The 17,533-nt window shown below is 38.1% G+C and carries 18 protein-coding genes; 4 read left to right on the top strand and 14 right to left on the bottom strand.

Translation table 11 applies throughout. The features are described from left to right. Positions 1–98 precede the first annotated feature (98 nt). Positions 99–389: a hypothetical protein gene (locus ACFQRG_RS04090; RefSeq protein ID WP_380963930.1), complete on the bottom strand. Its 291-nt coding sequence runs from the start codon at positions 387–389 to the stop codon at positions 99–101. A gap of 248 nt (positions 390–637) precedes the next feature. Next, positions 638–1,039, bottom strand: a complete 402-nt coding sequence (locus ACFQRG_RS04085) for an RDD family protein (RefSeq protein ID WP_380963927.1) — start codon at positions 1,037–1,039, stop codon at positions 638–640. Between the two features lie 343 nt (positions 1,040–1,382). Between ACFQRG_RS04085 and ACFQRG_RS04080 the strand changes: the two genes are divergently transcribed. Further along, positions 1,383–2,330: a nucleoside hydrolase gene (locus ACFQRG_RS04080; protein WP_380963924.1), complete on the top strand. Its 948-nt coding sequence runs from the start codon at positions 1,383–1,385 to the stop codon at positions 2,328–2,330. Here ACFQRG_RS04080 and ACFQRG_RS04075 read toward each other — a convergent pair. Then, complete coding sequence (locus tag ACFQRG_RS04075; protein WP_380963922.1) at positions 2,327–3,463, bottom strand: bifunctional cystathionine gamma-lyase/homocysteine desulfhydrase; 1,137 nt, start codon at positions 3,461–3,463, stop codon at positions 2,327–2,329. The genes ACFQRG_RS04080 and ACFQRG_RS04075 overlap by 4 nt on opposite strands. A gap of 3 nt (positions 3,464–3,466) precedes the next feature. Further along, positions 3,467–4,390 (bottom strand): PLP-dependent cysteine synthase family protein, encoded by a 924-nt coding sequence (locus tag ACFQRG_RS04070; protein ID WP_380963920.1) that lies wholly within the window; start codon positions 4,388–4,390, stop codon positions 3,467–3,469. A gap of 565 nt (positions 4,391–4,955) precedes the next feature. On the opposite strand from ACFQRG_RS04070, the gene ACFQRG_RS04065 reads away from it, so the two are divergent. Then, positions 4,956–5,468: a hypothetical protein gene (locus ACFQRG_RS04065; protein WP_380963917.1), complete on the top strand. Its 513-nt coding sequence runs from the start codon at positions 4,956–4,958 to the stop codon at positions 5,466–5,468. Between the two features lie 296 nt (positions 5,469–5,764). On the opposite strand, the gene ACFQRG_RS04060 is transcribed toward ACFQRG_RS04065, so the two are convergent. From ACFQRG_RS04060 to hutG, 3 genes are all read right to left on the bottom strand, one after another. Beyond that, a complete protein-coding gene (locus ACFQRG_RS04060) occupies positions 5,765–6,412 on the bottom strand; it encodes a protein kinase family protein (RefSeq protein ID WP_380963914.1) in 648 nt (215 codons plus the stop codon). A gap of 162 nt (positions 6,413–6,574) precedes the next feature. Then, the gene (locus tag ACFQRG_RS04055) at positions 6,575–7,000 is read right to left on the bottom strand and encodes a DUF2935 domain-containing protein (RefSeq protein WP_380963911.1); all 426 of its coding nucleotides are present in this window, start codon (positions 6,998–7,000) and stop codon (positions 6,575–6,577) included. A 166-nt stretch (positions 7,001–7,166) separates the two neighbouring features. Further along, a complete protein-coding gene (gene hutG / locus ACFQRG_RS04050) occupies positions 7,167–8,123 on the bottom strand; it encodes a formimidoylglutamase (RefSeq protein WP_380963908.1) in 957 nt (318 codons plus the stop codon). Positions 8,124–8,266: 143 nt separating this feature from the next. Between hutG and ACFQRG_RS04045 the strand changes: the two genes are divergently transcribed. Continuing rightward, the gene (locus ACFQRG_RS04045) at positions 8,267–9,157 is read left to right on the top strand and encodes a LysR family transcriptional regulator (RefSeq protein WP_380963906.1); all 891 of its coding nucleotides are present in this window, start codon (positions 8,267–8,269) and stop codon (positions 9,155–9,157) included. A 36-nt stretch (positions 9,158–9,193) separates the two neighbouring features. Here ACFQRG_RS04045 and ACFQRG_RS04040 read toward each other — a convergent pair whose 3' ends face one another. From ACFQRG_RS04040 to ACFQRG_RS04010, 7 genes are all read right to left on the bottom strand, one after another. Then, the gene (locus ACFQRG_RS04040; RefSeq protein ID WP_380963903.1) at positions 9,194–9,613 is read right to left on the bottom strand and encodes a MarR family winged helix-turn-helix transcriptional regulator; all 420 of its coding nucleotides are present in this window, start codon (positions 9,611–9,613) and stop codon (positions 9,194–9,196) included. A gap of 257 nt (positions 9,614–9,870) precedes the next feature. Then, entirely contained in the window at positions 9,871–11,715 is a 1,845-nt protein-coding gene (locus ACFQRG_RS04035; RefSeq protein ID WP_380963900.1) for a DHA2 family efflux MFS transporter permease subunit, read from the bottom strand. A 30-nt stretch (positions 11,716–11,745) separates the two neighbouring features. Continuing rightward, entirely contained in the window at positions 11,746–12,402 is a 657-nt protein-coding gene (locus ACFQRG_RS04030; protein WP_380963898.1) for an HlyD family efflux transporter periplasmic adaptor subunit, read from the bottom strand. Between the two features lie 662 nt (positions 12,403–13,064). Next, complete coding sequence (locus ACFQRG_RS04025; protein WP_380963895.1) at positions 13,065–13,250, bottom strand: small acid-soluble spore protein H; 186 nt, start codon at positions 13,248–13,250, stop codon at positions 13,065–13,067. A gap of 156 nt (positions 13,251–13,406) precedes the next feature. After that, on the bottom strand, positions 13,407–14,033 hold the full coding sequence (cdaS, locus tag ACFQRG_RS04020) for a sporulation-specific diadenylate cyclase CdaS (RefSeq protein ID WP_380963892.1): 627 nt from the start codon (positions 14,031–14,033) through the stop codon (positions 13,407–13,409). A gap of 82 nt (positions 14,034–14,115) precedes the next feature. Next, positions 14,116–15,582, bottom strand: coding sequence for a sodium/pantothenate symporter (gene panF / locus ACFQRG_RS04015; protein ID WP_380963889.1), 1,467 nt, complete (start codon positions 15,580–15,582; stop codon positions 14,116–14,118). Continuing rightward, a complete protein-coding gene (locus ACFQRG_RS04010; RefSeq protein ID WP_380963886.1) occupies positions 15,579–15,881 on the bottom strand; it encodes a YhdT family protein in 303 nt (100 codons plus the stop codon). Before ACFQRG_RS04010 ends, panF begins: the two co-directional genes overlap by 4 nt. Positions 15,882–16,085: 204 nt before the next feature. On the opposite strand from ACFQRG_RS04010, the gene ACFQRG_RS04005 reads away from it, so the two are divergent. After that, positions 16,086–17,447 (top strand): sigma-54 interaction domain-containing protein, encoded by a 1,362-nt coding sequence (locus tag ACFQRG_RS04005; RefSeq protein ID WP_380963883.1) that lies wholly within the window; start codon positions 16,086–16,088, stop codon positions 17,445–17,447. Positions 17,448–17,533 lie beyond the last annotated feature (86 nt).

Raw genomic sequence — 17,533 nt, 5'->3', positions numbered from 1 at the left:
ATTCCTAAACCATAACATAAAAAAGACCGCAAAGTGTTAAATAACACAGCTTAGCGGTCTTTCTTTCAAATAGATGATTAATAGATTGTACAGTAATTTTACCAGAAGCCGCCGCCGTTAATAAGTCCCCACATTGCTCGTCGATGCGCCGGATTTTGCGGGTCTACACCGCATTCCATTAGCCACTGTGCGGCATTGGCCCTTTGCGCCGGGGTAATAGGACATCCTAAACATCTGGATAATCCATCAACGATACCGTATGCACATGCGGGATTTCTTAAATCAGCACCACGGTAGCCGCGAAGTATCCCGTACGCTTGCCTCATATGATAGGGATTCATCATTTTTGATCGGAAAACGCCCATTAATTGCGGGTCAAGATAAGCCATCTGGACACCTCCTTTTCGTCCGTTAATAACGGAAAAATCCAACTTATAAGGTAAAGGATCAAGTTAATGTTGTTGTCCTATATAATATTTTATGTATAAAAATTTCAGTCGAATCGGCGCTTTCCTCATTGATTAAAATATGGGGTCAGACCCTGTGAACTGTGGATAACTTTTTCCCCAAAAAAAATCGGTCAAAATTGTCCCTTAAGACAACCCTTGTCCGATTTCTTACTATACATCATAAATTATTAAATTCGACTGACATGCGTGCCGGCAATGATATCATGAAGAGAACGCTTATCATACCGAAATATAATCATAATGATGCTTATGATTAAAGCGATGCCAAACGTAGCAACATAAATGGCAAAGCCAATATAGCGTAAAATCATTGTGATGATACTCGGCCGCTTACCAGCCAATCTTTCCATCCGAATACCGAGCAGACGCTTACCAATAGTATAACCATTCCATAATATAGGAAGAAATATAAGATAAATGACTGCCATAATATCAGAATATAAATTACCATGTTTCTTAAAAATACTGTTAATAATCACCGCTAAAACAAATATAATCACCATATCTAAAATAAAAGCAATGACACGGCGCCAAAAACCGGCCGGGTTTCTTGTACTGGAAAAAAACACACCAACACTCCTCGACAAATTATTACAAATAAAATATTCTTAATGACATTATATTATATTGGGGTTTATACCCCAAGAATTTTAAAATCTCATATAGTAAAACTTCCATCAGTGGGGGTTATGTTCATCCCCCATTGATGGTTAGTTAAACTTATCGGGGTGTTACTGTCCGTTATCTCCCGCCTAAACTTCAATGATTTTCAAACGTTTAAGGCGGGAGTTTTACGGAAAGTTGCACCGGGATAAACTTATTGTCCCGCTTATAGATTAATATCAGCTTAATAAAATTACCACGTTCGAATAACTTGCAAATGCTAAAAAACGATTATTGAGGTGTGTTGGTTTGGCTAAAAAACTTTTGTTATTTACAGACCCCGGGATTGATGATTCATTTGCCATTATATATGCTTTACTTCATCCAGATATTGATCTTGCCGGACTAGTCATTGATTACGGCAACGTCAGTCAAAAAGAAGCGTTAGCCAATGCTGCTTACCTTCTTAAATTAGCAAATAAGGAGGATATTCCGCTAATTGAAGGTGCTAAATGTCCAATGACAGGCAACCTGCCGCAATATGCCCATGATATCCATGGAACCGAGGGTATTGGCCCAATTAAAACAAACCATATCCAACCAAAGCGTGTCTACCCTTTTCAAAAAATCTATGAATTAATCTCGGAATACGGCAAGGAACTCTCAATCATTAACACCAGCCCTCTGACTTCACTCGCCTTTACATACCTTTATTCAGCCAGTAACATAAAACAAATAAACGAAACTTTAATTATGGGCGGCGCGTTTCTTTTTCCTGGAAATGTTTCGCTTGTCGCAGAAGCTAATATTTACAGTGACCCGCAAGCAGCTAAGATCGTATCAACATATGGAGACTCACTGACATTTTTACCGCTTAACATTACCTATCATGCGATTATACCAAGGAAAATGATCCATCAGATTGCTAATCAAAATAAAAATCCATTCGCTTCAATAATGAAGCCTGCTATGGATTTTTACAGTGATAAATACAAGCATATAATTCCAGGTATTACCGGGGCCCCTTTACATGATGTTTCCATTCTAAGTTATTTTACTAACCCGGAACTTTTTAAAGGTACGAAACGTCAGGTGTTTATTGTTTCAGATGGCATAGCAAAAGGACAGAGCATCGCCGACTTTCGCCCGGAGCCGAAGGTCAAAAGCGGACACCCTGTCCATCGTATTCTTCTTAAATTTAATTATCAAGGATTTCTCAATAATTTTTACAAAGTTATGTTAAATTCTATGCATTAGCCTTGCAGCGCTTGATTTAGATCATTAACAAGATCATCGCTATCTTCAATGCCGACGGATATACGAATCAGTCCATCGGTAATCCCTAAGGCTTCCCTGCGGTCTTTAGGGATGGAAGCATGCGTCATTTTTGCCGGGAGTGATATAAGGCTTTCTACAGCGCCAAGGCTCTCAGCCAAAGTAAAGTACTTCACACGGCTTAAGACTTGTTCCGCAAGTTCTAAACTTCCAACATCAAAAGAAATCATACCGCCGAACCCGCTTGCCTGGTTTTTAGCGATATCGTGGCCCGGATGTCCGGCAAGTCCCGGATAGTAGACTTTCTTCACCTTTGGATGCTCAGTTAAAAAATTAACTACTTTATCAGCATTTTGTTCATGTGCTTCCATTCTTAAAGCGAGTGTCTTAATACCTCTCATTAATAACCAGGAATCTTGCGGGCCCAATATACCTCCGGTTGAATTTTGGATAAAATGTAATTTTTCTTTGAGTTCATTTGAATTAACAACCACCAAACCGGCAACAACATCACTATGACCGCCGATATACTTTGTTGCACTGTGTACGACAATGTCGGCGCCTAAATCAAGCGGCTGCTGCCAATATGGTGTATTAAATGTATTGTCAACAATAAGTAACAGGTTATGCTCTCTTGCAATTTTTGATATTTTTCTTAAGTCGGTAATTTTTAATAACGGATTAGTTGGTGTTTCAATATATATTGCGCGTGTCTTTTCATTTATCGCTTTTGTAACTTGTTCGGGGTCGCTTGAATCTACATAAGTTGATTCGATGTTAAAACGGTCTAATACATTGGACATCACCCGGTAAGTACCGCCGTATACATCATCTGTCATGATGACATGATCCCCTGAATGAAGCAGCATCATAACGGCGCTAATAGCTGCCATACCTGAACCGAATGCAAAGCCGGCGGCGCCATTCTCCAATTCTTTAATAAGCTCCTCCAGCGCAAATCTTGTAGGATTCCCCGTCCTTGAGTATTCGTATCCGCGATGTTTGCCGACCGCATCTTGTTTATATGTGCTGACTTGATAGATTGGCACACTGACTGCGCCAGTATGTTTATCGGTATTTATTCCTGAATGGATCATCTTTGTTTTTGGTTTCATTGTTTATATGCCTCCTTGGTATATCTTTTTACTTAAATAACGGTCACTGCCATCAGGAAAGATTGTAACAATATGCGTGCCCCTTGATGCTTTCTGTGCTTCAATAAGCGCCGCATAAAAAGCAGCCCCTGAAGAACTGCCGACTAACAGACCTTCTTTTTGTGCTAAATCTTTTACACATTGAAAGGCATGCCGATCACTGACCGTGTATATGTCATCAATCAATTCCTTATTTAAGAAGTCCGGAATAAATTCCATGCCAATCCCCTCAGTCTTATGAGGACCGGGTTTACCCCCATTCAAAATTGATCCTTCCGGTTCCACAATAACTCCTTTGACATGGGGATTTCGATTTTTTAAATAACGGGCAGTCCCCATAAATGTTCCTCCTGATCCCGCACCTGCCACTAAAATGTCAATTTGTCCATCCAGCTGTCCCCAAATTTCCGGTCCAAGTGTTTTATAGTACGTTTCGGGATTAGCATGGTTACTGAATTGTCCGGGACAATACGAATGAGGTATCTTATTAAGCAAGTCCTCTGCTTTCTTAACAGCCCCTGACATCCCTTCTTCAGAAGGTGTATTAATCACCTCTGCTCCTAAAGCGCGCATTAATTCTTGCTTTTCTTCACTAAACTGTTCAGGGACACAAAAAATCACCCGGATATTCCTGCCGATAGCTGCTAACGCTAATCCAATGCCTGTATTCCCTGCCGTCGGCTCAATTAAAGTACCGCCCTCAGACAATTTCCCAGATTGAAAGGCATCATCTAAAAGCGCTTGGCCTAAACGATCCTTAACACTTCCACCAGGGTTCAGATACTCGAGTTTGGCGAAAAGCCGAACACCCTTCGGCATGGAAAATGCTGTTATTTCAACCAATGGCGTTTGTCCGACAAGCTCATGTACATTCTTATAAACTTCCATTTTGAAACTCCTTCAAGGGGTCAGACCCTGTGAAATTGTGGATAATACGGACAATAAAGCGTCCTGAAAAAAGCTATGTCAATAGACGGTTTACTTAATTTCACTTTATTCAAGCTGTTACTTAATTGCCACCATCAGCCAAACAAAATCATTCAGTTACTTAGGTGTTAGCCCAATCGTCCAAGCGGTTAATAAATTTAAATCCCAAAGTTGCTTAAATCGTTTCTTAAATAATATAACATTTCCAAAGCATAATACACAGTATTATACTATGAATAGTCGGTTTAATGTTTACTAAAGGTTAATTACCAAAATTTTATAAAAGGAAGTCTTGAATAGCCTTCCAATTAATTAATTTTATATTGGTTCATCAGAAAAAAATTTTATTTAAACACACCCTCCCCTATACATAGATCCATTGACTTATTTCTTTACTATCTATAATTTTCCATACAAACGACCTATTGATTTTATATAAGATTCAGGTTTAATCTAAAAAAAAATCCACCCTAGTCATTCGACGGCAACCGCAAGTAAATCATCTAAATGATTGGATGTGTTTAACATGAACGAATTCCAAGCCGGTGATTTAATTTTTGTCCGCGGTCATGGTCCGATTTCACGTTTGATTGAATACTTTGACGGTAAGTTTTCACATGTTGCAATCGCCTTATCAAGCCATGTGATCCTGGAATCACAGATGTTTGTTAATGTCCGGGTTGCCCAAATGGATTTTGATGACTATGAAGTTATTAACTTGGGATTAACTGACAGGCAACGTGATATCATTGTTCATAAAGGGATTGATATGGTTGGTAAACATTATGATTACGCCCAAGTGATCTGGCAAGGGGTAATGGATATTTTCCATCTTAGAGGCAGGAATCTTCTAAATAGCCCAAATAAGCTAATTTGTTCCGAAATCCTTATCAACTTATTGTTAGCAATCCACTGGTTTCGGGATCCAAAAGACATCAAAAACATTAAAGATAAGACGCCTAATGAGCTTTACCGTCTTATTAAAAAACAGCTCAAGGAGAGAAAAAAAGATGTTCATTCACACCCCGATATCGTTTAAACTGGGGAGTTTATCAACTGCTAAATAAGCAAAGGATACACTCGTCATAAATGAGACTTGTATATCCTTTGCTTTTATTATTAATTGTTTTTTGCAAAATCCAGTTCCTAAGTAACCCCGTACTTATTGGTTACCTTCGCATGTTTTGAACCGCAAAAGCCATTAATTTATTTTAGAAACAAACAGGCTGCCAAATATTGCTCACCATATGACATTGAATTGTTTCAAAACTGTTAAAGGAACTTTTGAGGATGATATTTTTAATTAAAACGGCTTTCCCTCCTCACTGAGGAGGGTTATTTTTGCAGCAGGTTTATATTTTGATTCTTTCCCAACAAAAATGCTAACCAGCCTTTTTTATAAACGGCACCGATCAAATCAAGTAAAACGGGAGCCCATCTTTTTGGGAAATGCGGTTTTTGATAATAAAAATAAAACGCCTTTTTTAGATCTCTCCACCTCATACAATCCTTTGACTGCCGAAAGCGGGCAACATCGATCAACTTAATCCCGTCTCCCGGTGTAACAATAATATTACGCAAATGAATATCTGAAGGGTTAAGTCCCTTTGACCGGGCTGATTGAATCGCTGTATCAACATCCTGGACCATTCTTTCTGTAATGTTAACTCCCTCGACAAGGCATTGAAACATCGTTTTACCTTCTATAAAATCTTCAACAATATAATTTTTTCCTGATTCATAGCATTTGGGGAAATAAGGAATATCTGCCAAGGCATCATAAATCTCTGCTTCCTGCTTTGCCAGATGGCTGAACTGTGGAAAAAACAGTTTAATAACCTTATTTTCTCCGCTGATTTTAAAGACAAACGCGCTTCTTCCTTTTCCAATAAGCGTCAGGTTGTCCGGGTAATCAACAAGAATCGCTTTATTATTTTTTGTTTTTATTTTAATTTCTGAGGCCATTTTTTTCTTCGAAGTCATGTATACATCCCCTATCATGACCTTCAGTGTTATTATAATGTATGATGTTTTTTTACCCTTTTTTCAGGATTAACAAACATTTCACAGTTATAAATTCAAAGATGCTTTGTCATAGTAAATAGCGCTCTCCCCTTTTAAACAGAGACAGCGCTTATCTTCCCTTTATTTTTGATACAAAATCGTTTGGGCGATACCGATAAAATACTCAGATTCATCAATAATATGGTTCATCACGACTTTTGCTGTCGGGTTGGTTTTAATCGGTTCACTTTCTTCCATCAGCATGCCGCAGAAGGCAATGAAACTTTTACTTTGGTCAAGACAATGGCTGACAAGTGACATTAAGTCTTGGTAAAGATGATAGTTAAAGGGACCCTTTGAACGGTTAACTGTTTCAACAAAACGGACAACTCGGTGGTGTGTTTCAGACAGCGCCCTCTCCCATTTCTCCAGTGCCTCCATATATTTAGATTCTAACCCCTTCACAAGCTCACGAATAACGACGGTGTGCTCTTCCTCTTGCTGCTTCCAAAATTCACATTCATCCAAGACCCGAAGCGGCATTTGGCTCCCATAATAATATTGCACTGTTTTCAGTCCCCCCAGTATTATTTTCTATTAATAACTTATTGATAAGCTTATCTAATCAGAACCTTGTTTAGTATTTTGGGAAACTGTCATTTTTATCTTTTTACATAGCGGGACCTTCTGCCGTTTATGAGCGACAAAAAAACCCGCCCTTTGGCGGATTTTTTTAGTATGCAATGTTATACATGACCTCATAAATTATATACGCTGCCAGTTTAACAGTTTCCCCTGTCTTATCCAGCAACGGATTAATTTCCGCAATATCAAAACTGAACACTTTTTTACTTGATAAAATTTCCTTAATAAGATACCTGACCGTCTTCGGGCTTAAACCGAACGGTGAGGGAGCGCTTACACCCGGAGCATAGCTATTGCCAAATACATCACTGCATAATGTCAGCATAATATGATCATTGGCATCGATAAATTGATGAATTTTGTTAACTTCTTCTTTAATTTCTCCATTTGAAATTTCTTCTTCTAAAATGTAATCACAGCCGTACGACTTTGCGATATCAAACAAATACTGAGTGTTTCCGGCTTTTTGAATGCCTGCACAGAAGTAACCGCAGTTTTCGTTTTGATCGAGAATTTGTCTGAACATCGTACCGGAAGATGTCATTTCATCATAAGGACGCATATCAAAATGGGCGTCAATATTCACAATCCCAATTTTATCCTTGCTTTGTACATGACTTTGAACACCGAGGAAATGCCCGTAAGCAACTTCATGGCCGCCGCCAATAATTAATGGGAAAATATTCAACTTTAAAAGCTTGCTTACGGCTTCCCCGAGTTCTTCTTGAGCCTTTTCCAGTTTCATATCTTCACAACTTACATTACCAAAGTCAAATATATTCATGTGATCAGGGAAACGATACGGCAATGATGCCAGGCTTTTTCTAATTTCATCCGGGGCTTCGTAAGCGCCCGCTCGCCCCTGATTTCTGCGGACACCTTCATCACTTTTAAATCCGATAATGCCAATAGCTAAATCAGATTGTTTTTCATGAAAAGACGTTAAGTTTTTAACCTGAACCACTTGATGCAGCCGGAACATTTCTTTAACAGTTTCACTGTCAATTCGTCCGGACCATATATTTTGATCTGTTAAATGATACATCATAGTCCCCCATTATTTGTAAAGAGATTTATTCAATGTTAAAAATAATTTTCATTTGTAATTATAAATAATTATATTTATAATTTCTAATATGTTTTTACAATAAATTTATAGTTTCAAACTATAGAATGGAGTCATTAAAATTGGAATTCCGCCAACTTAAATATTTCGCTTGTGTCGCGAGAAATAGAAAATATACAACAGCCGCCGAACAATTACATATATCACAACCATCACTTAGCAACGCTATTAAAACACTGGAAAAAGAACTTGATTGTCAATTAATTGAACGAACCACAAGGGAGGTTAAGTTAACTGAAGCTGGTGAGGTCTTTTACAAACATGCTTGTCATATTCTAAATGAAGTGCAGCATGCTCAAATGGAAATGAAGGAAGTTAAAGATATTGGGAAAGGTGAAATAAGTATTGGTGTCATCGAATCAGCTAAATTTTGGATGCCAAAAATCATAAAGTTATTTAGAGAAACATATTCAAATGTATCAATCAAAATAAAGGAATTAATAGAGTTTAAGCAAATTGAAGAAGCGCTTATTAGTTATGATATTCATTTTGGGATAACACCCAGAAGCGCTGAATCAAGTAAATTAAAATCAATACCGATTTACCAAGAAAACTTTGTGCTGATTGTTCCGCCTGATCATCCTTTAAAAAATTCCAATACCGTCTCTTTAATTAAAGTGAAAAGCGAAAACCTTATTCTTAGTCAGCAAGGCTATCAAACACGCCAAAATATTTTGGAAGCTTGCCGCAAAGCCGGTTTTGAACCAAAAGGGCTATATGAAATTGAACGTTTTGAGACAGCCCGAAGCTTGGTCGAGTCAGGTTTAGGTATTTCAATTCTTCCGGAAAACTATCTAAAATACGCCCCTTTAAGCGGGATCCATTTACTAAAAATTGTTAACCCGACACCAAAAAGAAATGTTTATCTTACCTATCATACTGAACGCTATTTACCGCCTGCCGTTTATCACTTTATGTCTCTTATCAAGTCATTTTTCGACTCAAAAAGTTAATGGTATATAAAAAACTCGCCGAAAACCCGCGAGTTTTTATTTACCTATTTTATTTAGTAATAAGTTCAATATTTCAAGTTCAGAATCCGAAATAGATTCTAATTGCTCGGACATATAATCAGTCTTCTTTTCATCCATCTTTTTAATAAGCTCTATCCCTTGCTCAGTAATCGTCAGTTCAACAATGCGGCGATCCTTAGATGAACGCTCCCGATTAATATAACCTTTTTGCAAAAGCTTATCCACTACCGCAGTCGCATAGCTTGCGGTGACTTTCATTTTTTTCGAAAGTGATGAAACCATTTGCGGCTTCCCATCACCTAAATGTTTTAGAAACAGAAACTCATGGAAAGTAATTTCATTTTTAAATATTTCACCAAGATCTCTTTGAAAGTTTTTAATTAAAAAACGGATATTATCTTCAAATTGGTGGATCATTTCTCTTCTTTCATCCAATTTTCCCAACCACCTTTTAAGGTAACTACACCATTGTCCTCCCCTTTCCAATAAAGACGCGGTGAGTTTTCAAAAATATCATCAATAAGTAAGTATAATTGCTTGCTGCAAAAATCTTTCTTAAAAGAAAGCGCAATCAACAAAGCTAAAAAATCAAGTATTAAGTTTCACTTTATTATATCAAATATTGCTCTCCCAAAATATTTCAAAAATGATTTTATAAAAAGCAAGGGAAGAAGCACTAAATTCCTTCTTCCCTATGATTCAGAAGTTTGATGATGTACCTTCTCTTCGGCCGCTTTCCGCTGTTCTTTCACATCTGGCGGAACCGCACGTTTTAGAAAGAGTGACAGGATCAACGCTAATACTGCAAAACCGGTAGCAACCATAAAGGCATCATTAATACCTTGGATTGTTGCGAGTTGAGCTACATTTCCTGACAGCAAGCTTTGAACCACGCTTTGTCCGGTACCTGGAGCCGCGGTTCCGCTTGCCTCGAGACCTTGGCCTAATGCAGTCACTTGATTGTCAAAGTTCGTATTGCTTGTCGTCATGTTATTAGCATAGTTTGCGGTATGGAATGTTGTTCTTGTCGACATCACAGTAACCAATAGGGCCGTACCCAATGATCCGGCCACTTGCCGTATTGTGTTAGCCATCGCTGTACCATGTGCATTTAGCCTGCGCGGCAGTGAATTTAAGCTTTCTGTCATAATAGGCATCATTAACATGGACATGCCGAACATACGCGCCATGTATATGAAGAGCATATCATGATAAGGCGTCCGGTCTGTTAATTGGGTAAATTGATAAGTTGTGATCGCTGTAATGAGCAAACCGATAATCGCAAGCGGCCGTGCTCCTATCTTATCGAATAACTTACCAGTAATCGGCGACATAATACCCATCAAAATCGCACCCGGAAGCATCATCAATCCGGATTGCAAAGGTGTAAAGCCGCGAATGTTTTGCATATAAACAGGTATAAGAACCATGGCAGCAAACATCGCCATTGTTACAACCGCATTTACAGTCTGCGCTAAGGAAAAGGTTCCGTACTTAAATACTCTAAAGTCAAGCATTGGTCTCTCAATGACTAACTCACGCCATACAAAGGCTATTAAACCAATAATGCCAATAATGAGAGTTACTACAACTATAGAATCTGACCAACTCTTGTTCCCGGCTTCACTAAATGCATACAGAATACCCGCAAAACCAATAGTGGAGAAAATAATCCCCCAAAGATCCAGCTTAGGATTTTTCAGCTTGAATACATTTTTCAAAAAGATAATCGCAAGGATGATATCTAAGACCGCAAAAGGTAAAACAATCCAGTATAATAAGCGCCATGTCCAATTTTCAACAATCCAGCCGGATAACGTCGGCCCTACAGCCGGGGCAAAAATCAAGGCAATACCCATCATACCCATGGCTGCACCGCGTTTTTCAGGCGGGAAGATCGTTAAGAACACGTTCGTCATCAGCGGCATAATAACTCCCGCACCCATGGCTTGGATAACCCTGCCGATTAACATGATACTGAAAGCCGGCGTAATCGCACAAATAAATGTACCGACAGCGAAAAACAGCATCGCACCAACAAATAATTGCCTTGTCGAAAACTTCTCCATCAGAAAGGCTGTAATTGGAATTAACACACCGTTAACGAGCATATAAATGGTTGTTAACCATTGAGCTGTACTGGTTGTTACATTAAAGTCATTCATAATCTTAGGTAAGGCAACATTCATTAATGTTTGGTTAAGAATAGCAACAAACGCCCCCATGATAAGAACAAAGATAATCGGCGCAGGCTTAATATCTATATCCTCATCAGCGTCTTTTTGCTTTGTTACCATTGGTAAATTTTTCGAACTGCCTTTTTGCAGAATATCGTTTATTTCCTCAGACTGGCCGCCTGTTACGAATTCTTCAGCATTTTTAGTGACAGCTTTTTGGTGCTGCATTTGTATTTGAGCCCTGGAAATGTCGGCATCATCTGCCATCTGTGGCTGGTTTTTTCGTCTTCGTATCAGGAGGTTCAACCCAATGATAACTAAAATGACGAAGATCACATATCCCACAATGAACACTGTCATCACTGATCCCTCCTTTCCGTTAAATTAGTACTAAATGTGTACTTTCACTGTTACGTTCATGCCTGGTTTTAAAGAAACGCCTTTGTAATTATCAATAGATATTTTGACTGGAACAACTTGAGTGACTTTTTGGAAATTGCCATTCGCATTAGACTGCGGCATCATAGAAAATGTGCTGGCAGTTGCTTTACCGATTTGCTGTACTCTCCCTGTGAATTTAGTATCAGGATAAGCATCAACATAGATATCTACTTTTTGATCTTTTTTCACATCATCGATATCAGTTTCATCAATATTTGCAGTAACATAAAGATCACTTAAATCGTAAGCAGTCGCAATTGGTGTTCCGGCACCAACAAATGAATTTTTAACGACTTTATTTTGAACAATTGTTGCATGTTCAGGCATTGTGATAGGCATTTTTTGCGTTCTGCCGTCGCTGCCTTGTGCTTCTACCTCACCGACTTTATCGTTTGCATCGAAAGTATTGCCAACTTGACCGTCCCACTTGGTAAGTTTACCAGCCGCTGGTGCAGCGATTGGAATGGACTGACCATCGATCATCGCGTTGTCAGTTTTAACATAGTTTGCTGATTGATCATAGTAGTAGTATCCGATGGCTCCGCCACCAATAAGTACGATAATAACAATAATATTAATTATAATCCCACGTGCTAAACTACTCATTAAAAGTTCCTCCTTTGACTTCTTAGAAAAACTTGACTAATCGCAAAATGCCTCATAGCGAAAGTCTCAGTTTTTCTTATTGTTTAATCTTTTAAAGATGATTTGTTTTCGACTTACAAGCCTAACTCCCGGGCTTTCACCTCCTAAAAGGACTATCGGACTATTAACCCCGCAAATAGTTAACCTTGTGAAGTAAAAAACAAACAAAAAAATAGCCTTGGCTTATTCACACAAATATTACACTTGAAAATGAATGTACAAGTGAATATTTATGTAAAAGAGCTTAGAAAGTAAATAAAATCCAAGGTTTTTTTGATTATCTATAAAAATAGTTAACAAGGTTAATAAATTGCTAACGAAATGTATATTACATCATACCAAAATAAAAAGCAAGAGGTTTAAATCATTTTTTAATAAAAACTTATGGCAGTTATTATCCCGCTAATTAAACTTGGTACAAAAGAAGCAACAATCCAGTTAATAGGTATTAAGGCCAAGGCAGTGCACGCGACGTTAAAGAAAACTTGACGATTGGCAAGCCTGAAAGGCGCAGACAAAGACATTTGCGCTTTAAGACCTAAAATTGTCCTCTACGTCGAATTGGCAACATTGCTGCCAATTTATACGCTTAATGTATAAAAAAACACCACTCAAGTGGTGTTTTACCGGTAATCTTCATTCAGTTCATTTAAAGAAACCTCTTGTTCATTCTCAGGTGCATCCAGAGGATAAATTCTTGCTGTTTCATTCTTTTCATCCACTTCCTGAATATAAATGGCCTTACCGTTATAAGATACATTAGCCATTACAGGTGAAGCAGCAATTTCTTTAGCACGTTGTTTATTCATTATTATGATCTCCTTTCTATACCAGAGGTCAGCATTTAGAAGAAAAAGTTTAAGAATGCTTAAACACAAATCTTCTGGAAACTAGTCTACTGGCAATCACAGTTATCATGTTAACCATAAAAGACTTTAAATATTCTTATATCTAATATTTAATTCTTAATGATAAAGCTCTTTTGAATGAAAAGCATATAATTTTCCATTTACCGCGAAAGACGCTTTGCCTGTTTCTTCAGAGACAACTAATATGATGGCATCACAAACCTCGGATAAGCCAACCGCCGCCCTATGCCTTGTCCCGAGCTTCCTCTCCCCGGTTTGTATTCGGGAAAGAGGCAATACATTTGCCGCTGAAATAATTGAATCCTCTTGAATTAACACTGCACCATCATGAAGCGGGCTGCCAGGGTAGAAAATTGACTCCAATAATGAATAAGTTAACGTTGCACCGACAGGAATCCCCGGGTGGATTAATCCATCGAGAGAATCTTCTCTTTGGATAACAATCAGCGCACCGTGATGCCTGTCCGATAAATGCTCTACAGCAGTTGTAATCGATGGATATCCATCCGTATACGGGGATAAGTAGGATTTTAAATAATATGAGGCTGCTTTTTTTTGCAAATCGCCAATCACTTCTTGTATATGTTCACACTGCTGTAAGATACAGTCTTCATTACAGTCAACCGATTCAAGCACTGATTGCATATCGTCCATAATTCTATGTATATTTTCTTTAAGGCAATGTCTCATCGTTGAATTTAGGCCGACCTGTTCTTGAGCCATAAAAATTACCCTCGATTCATAAAGAAAGTTTCTATCCGTTACTTTCTCCATTTTTGAGACTGGGTATTCAAACACGGGGGTACTAAGCCCCCCAGAATTTTCTTATAACCAATTCCTGTTGATCCTGTTTTATACGTGAAGTTAACAGACTAACTGCAATATAAGCAACTAAAGCGAGGACAACCGGCAAAACAACAGGGTTCATATCAAACGGGTTGGGCCAAAACTTTTGAATGATTGTATACGAAACAACACCTAAGATGATTGAAGCTAAAGCACCGTAGGTATTGCCTTTCTTCCAGTAAAGCCCGAGAACAATCGGCCAAATAAAAGCCGCTTCCAATCCGCCGAAAGCAAATAAATTTAACCAGATTAACAGATTTGGCGGATGAATTGACATGACCAAAACAATAATGCCAACAATAGCCGTTACCCACATGCTTAAACGTCTTACTTTTTGTTCTGATGCCTTTGGCTGTATATAGTTTAAATAAATGTCCTTTACAAGCGATGAACTGACTAGTAAAAGCAAAGCATTAACCGTTGACATAATTGCTGCCATTGGTGCGGCCAATACAACACCGGCAAGCCACGGAGGCAATACCTTCATAGCAAGCATCGGCATAACTTCATCACCGACTTTTATTCCAGGCATCACAGCCCGGGCGAAAACACCGGATAAATGCATCCCCAGCATAATGATACCGACAACAATTGTTCCGATTATTACAGCCCTGTGCATGGATTTAGAATTTTTATATGACATTGCACGAACTGTTACTTGCGGAAGACCAACGACTCCTACACCTACCAATAGCCAGAAAGATGTGATATAGGAGGCTGAATATTGATGATGCGGGCCATATGGTGTAATAAGTCCGGGATTAATCGACTTCAGCTCTGATATAATATGACCAACACCGCCTCCGGCAATAATTGTTCCAATAAGTATTGTCAAAGTCCCGACAAACATCACAATACCTTGGATGCTGTCGGTTATCGCAACGGCGCGAAAACCGCCGATTGTTACGTAGACAAGCACCGAAACGGCAAATATAAATAAAGAGGCAGTGTAGCTCAACCCTGTTAATGATTGAATGAGTCTGCCGCCGCCAACCCATTGAGAAGCCATTGACGAAAATAAAAATATAATGATAGTTAATGCAGATAAAATAACAACCCATTTGCTGTTGTAGCGTTCTTTTAGAAAGTCAATCAATGTGACGGACTTTGTTTTTCTGGCAATGATCGCGAATTTTTTTCCAAGAACCATCAAGACAAAATATCCCGTGACAACCTGGATCATGGCTAATAATACCCAACCGAGTCCAACACTATAAGCAACCCCCGGCCCGCCAATAAAACTGGATGCACTGCCGTAAGTGGTTACCATTGTCATCGCTAAAATAAAGCCGCCAAGCTGCCGGCTGCCTAGAAAATATTCTTGCAAAAAATTATCCGTGCTCTTGATATGTCTTGCCGCATAAGCACCTACAATAAAAATAACGACTAAAAATATAATCATCGGCAAGGTCACTGACCAATTCACTTGCCATCTCCCACCTTTTCATGATCATCGTCTATCGGTATATCTTTAAAAACAAATTTTACAACAATAATGACTAAGACCGTCATAACAATAAAACCTAAAATGCAGCTGTAAAAAAACCACGAAGGGAGCCCCCAGATATAATGATAATCAGCTACAGGTTTTGAACCGAGTCCATATGCAAAACCATACCACCAAATAAAATTTATAATTGCTAGAATAACCCCAATCAAGGCTTCACGGTGAGCTGTTTTGTATCTTGGATCCTCTTTATACGGTTTCCGATTAGATGGCTGCAAATAAATCACCCCCCCTTAGCCTTTTAATATTGACATATTTCGCCAACATTAACAACAGATCCTTTTATTTTTTATTCTTCTAACACAATATATACTGATCATAAAATTAAAGAAAAATAGGAAATTTTTTTATTGTTAGATGATTATTAATGGTTGTAAAATAAAATTGCGAAATATTTTGTTTGGCTTTGGGGAGGATGCCTTATGGATAACATAGGAGATACAATCGAAATAAGCGCTGAAAAATTCAAAAAAATATTAGACCATTCATCCGATGAAATTTTTGTAATCGATGACCAAAAGAAAATCATATATGTTAACAAACTTTGTGAAAAGCACTATGGGTTGAAACCCTCAGAAGTTATTGGCGAATATAACATGTCGCTTTTTGAGAAAGAGTACTGGAGACCTTCAATTGTTCCGCTTGTGTTTGAAAAAATGGAACCGATTACAATTAAACAAACGACCTATATTGGAACCGAATTAATAACAACAGCCATCCCAATAATAAATGAACAAAATAAAATTGAACTCGTTGTTATTACCGCACAAGAATTACAAAATCTAACATCGTTAAAAGAATACAATGAAAATAATGATTCAGATACAAACGCTTTTCCCCAACAAGCTCTTTTTACAAACAGCGAAAAGATGAAACATATTATCAAGTTTTGCAAAAAGATAGCAAAGGTTGATTCAACTGTTCTTATTCAAGGGGATTCCGGTACAGGAAAAGGTGTGCTGGCCAGTTACATCCATCAAATCAGTGATAGAAAAGACGGCCCGTTCTTAACGATTAACTGCGCAGCAATTCCCGAAAATTTATTGGAGTCTGAACTGTTCGGTTATGCAAAAGGATCTTTCACAGGGGCAAATGCAAACGGTAAACACGGATTAGTCGAGGAAGCAGAAGGCGGCACCCTATTCCTGGATGAAATCGGCGAGCTTTCTCTAAAAATTCAAGCAAAAATATTGCATCTTATTCAAGAACATGAATTTATTCCAATTGGAGGAAGAAAACCTAAAAAAGTAGATATAAGAATCATAGCCGCTACCAATCGTCACTTAATAGATATGGTAAAAAATAAAGAGTTTAGGGAAGATCTTTTTTACCGTCTTAATGTCATTGATATTAAGCTGCCGCCGTTAAAGGAAAGAACAGAAGATATTATTCCATTGACCTATTATTTTCTTAATAAGTTCAACAATAAATTTTCAGTTAATCGAACGATATCTCAAGAATGCTTAGATATTATCGCAAACTATTCGTGGCCCGGAAATATTCGTCAGCTTGAAAATGTTATTGAAAGATTAGTTATAACGAGTGATTCAGTTATTTACGCCGACGACCTGCCGGAAGTCATTTTTCAAAATACTAAAAATAAATCATTATATTTAACCCATTCTTCTCTGGATTCAGCCATCAAAGAAATCGAAAAAGAATTCATACGAAAATCATTCAAGAAATTAAAAAGCTCCAGAAAAGTTGCCAAGGAATTAAACATCAGCCAAACACGGGCCAACAATTTAATAAGGGAATATTGCGAAGACTTGAAAGAGAATTAAGAGAAGGCTTGGCATATGCCAGGCCTTTTAAATTTGCGCCGCAGCTTATTCGGAGATGTATGGCCGCTTCTCGTCGCAACTCGAAG

This window comes from Scopulibacillus cellulosilyticus (assembly GCF_042665295.1).
In the GTDB taxonomy this organism is placed as follows: domain Bacteria; phylum Bacillota; class Bacilli; order Bacillales; family Sporolactobacillaceae; genus Scopulibacillus_A; species Scopulibacillus_A cellulosilyticus.
Note: the sequence above shows the minus strand (reverse complement) of the source record. Positions and strands in the feature narration are given on the sequence as shown.

Excerpts from the sequence above, each read along its gene's own strand:
- ACFQRG_RS04070 (WP_380963920.1), bottom strand. The coding sequence starts at position 4,390 with ATGGAAGTTTATAAGAATGTACATGAGCTTGTCGGACAAACGCCATTG.
- ACFQRG_RS04035 (WP_380963900.1), bottom strand. The coding sequence starts at position 11,715 with ATGACAGTGTTCATTGTGGGATATGTGATCTTCGTCATTTTAGTTATC.
- ACFQRG_RS04060 (WP_380963914.1), bottom strand. The coding sequence starts at position 6,412 with ATGACTTCGAAGAAAAAAATGGCCTCAGAAATTAAAATAAAAACAAAA.
- cdaS (WP_380963892.1), bottom strand. The coding sequence starts at position 14,033 with ATGGCTCAAGAACAGGTCGGCCTAAATTCAACGATGAGACATTGCCTT.
- hutG (WP_380963908.1), bottom strand. The coding sequence starts at position 8,123 with ATGTATCATTTAACAGATCAAAATATATGGTCCGGACGAATTGACAGT.
- ACFQRG_RS04030 (WP_380963898.1), bottom strand. The coding sequence starts at position 12,402 with ATGAGTAGTTTAGCACGTGGGATTATAATTAATATTATTGTTATTATC.
- ACFQRG_RS04005 (WP_380963883.1), top strand. The coding sequence starts at position 16,086 with ATGGATAACATAGGAGATACAATCGAAATAAGCGCTGAAAAATTCAAA.
- ACFQRG_RS04025 (WP_380963895.1), bottom strand. The coding sequence starts at position 13,250 with ATGAATAAACAACGTGCTAAAGAAATTGCTGCTTCACCTGTAATGGCT.
- ACFQRG_RS04065 (WP_380963917.1), top strand. The coding sequence starts at position 4,956 with ATGAACGAATTCCAAGCCGGTGATTTAATTTTTGTCCGCGGTCATGGT.
- ACFQRG_RS04075 (WP_380963922.1), bottom strand. The coding sequence starts at position 3,463 with ATGAAACCAAAAACAAAGATGATCCATTCAGGAATAAATACCGATAAA.
- ACFQRG_RS04090 (WP_380963930.1), bottom strand. The coding sequence starts at position 389 with ATGGCTTATCTTGACCCGCAATTAATGGGCGTTTTCCGATCAAAAATG.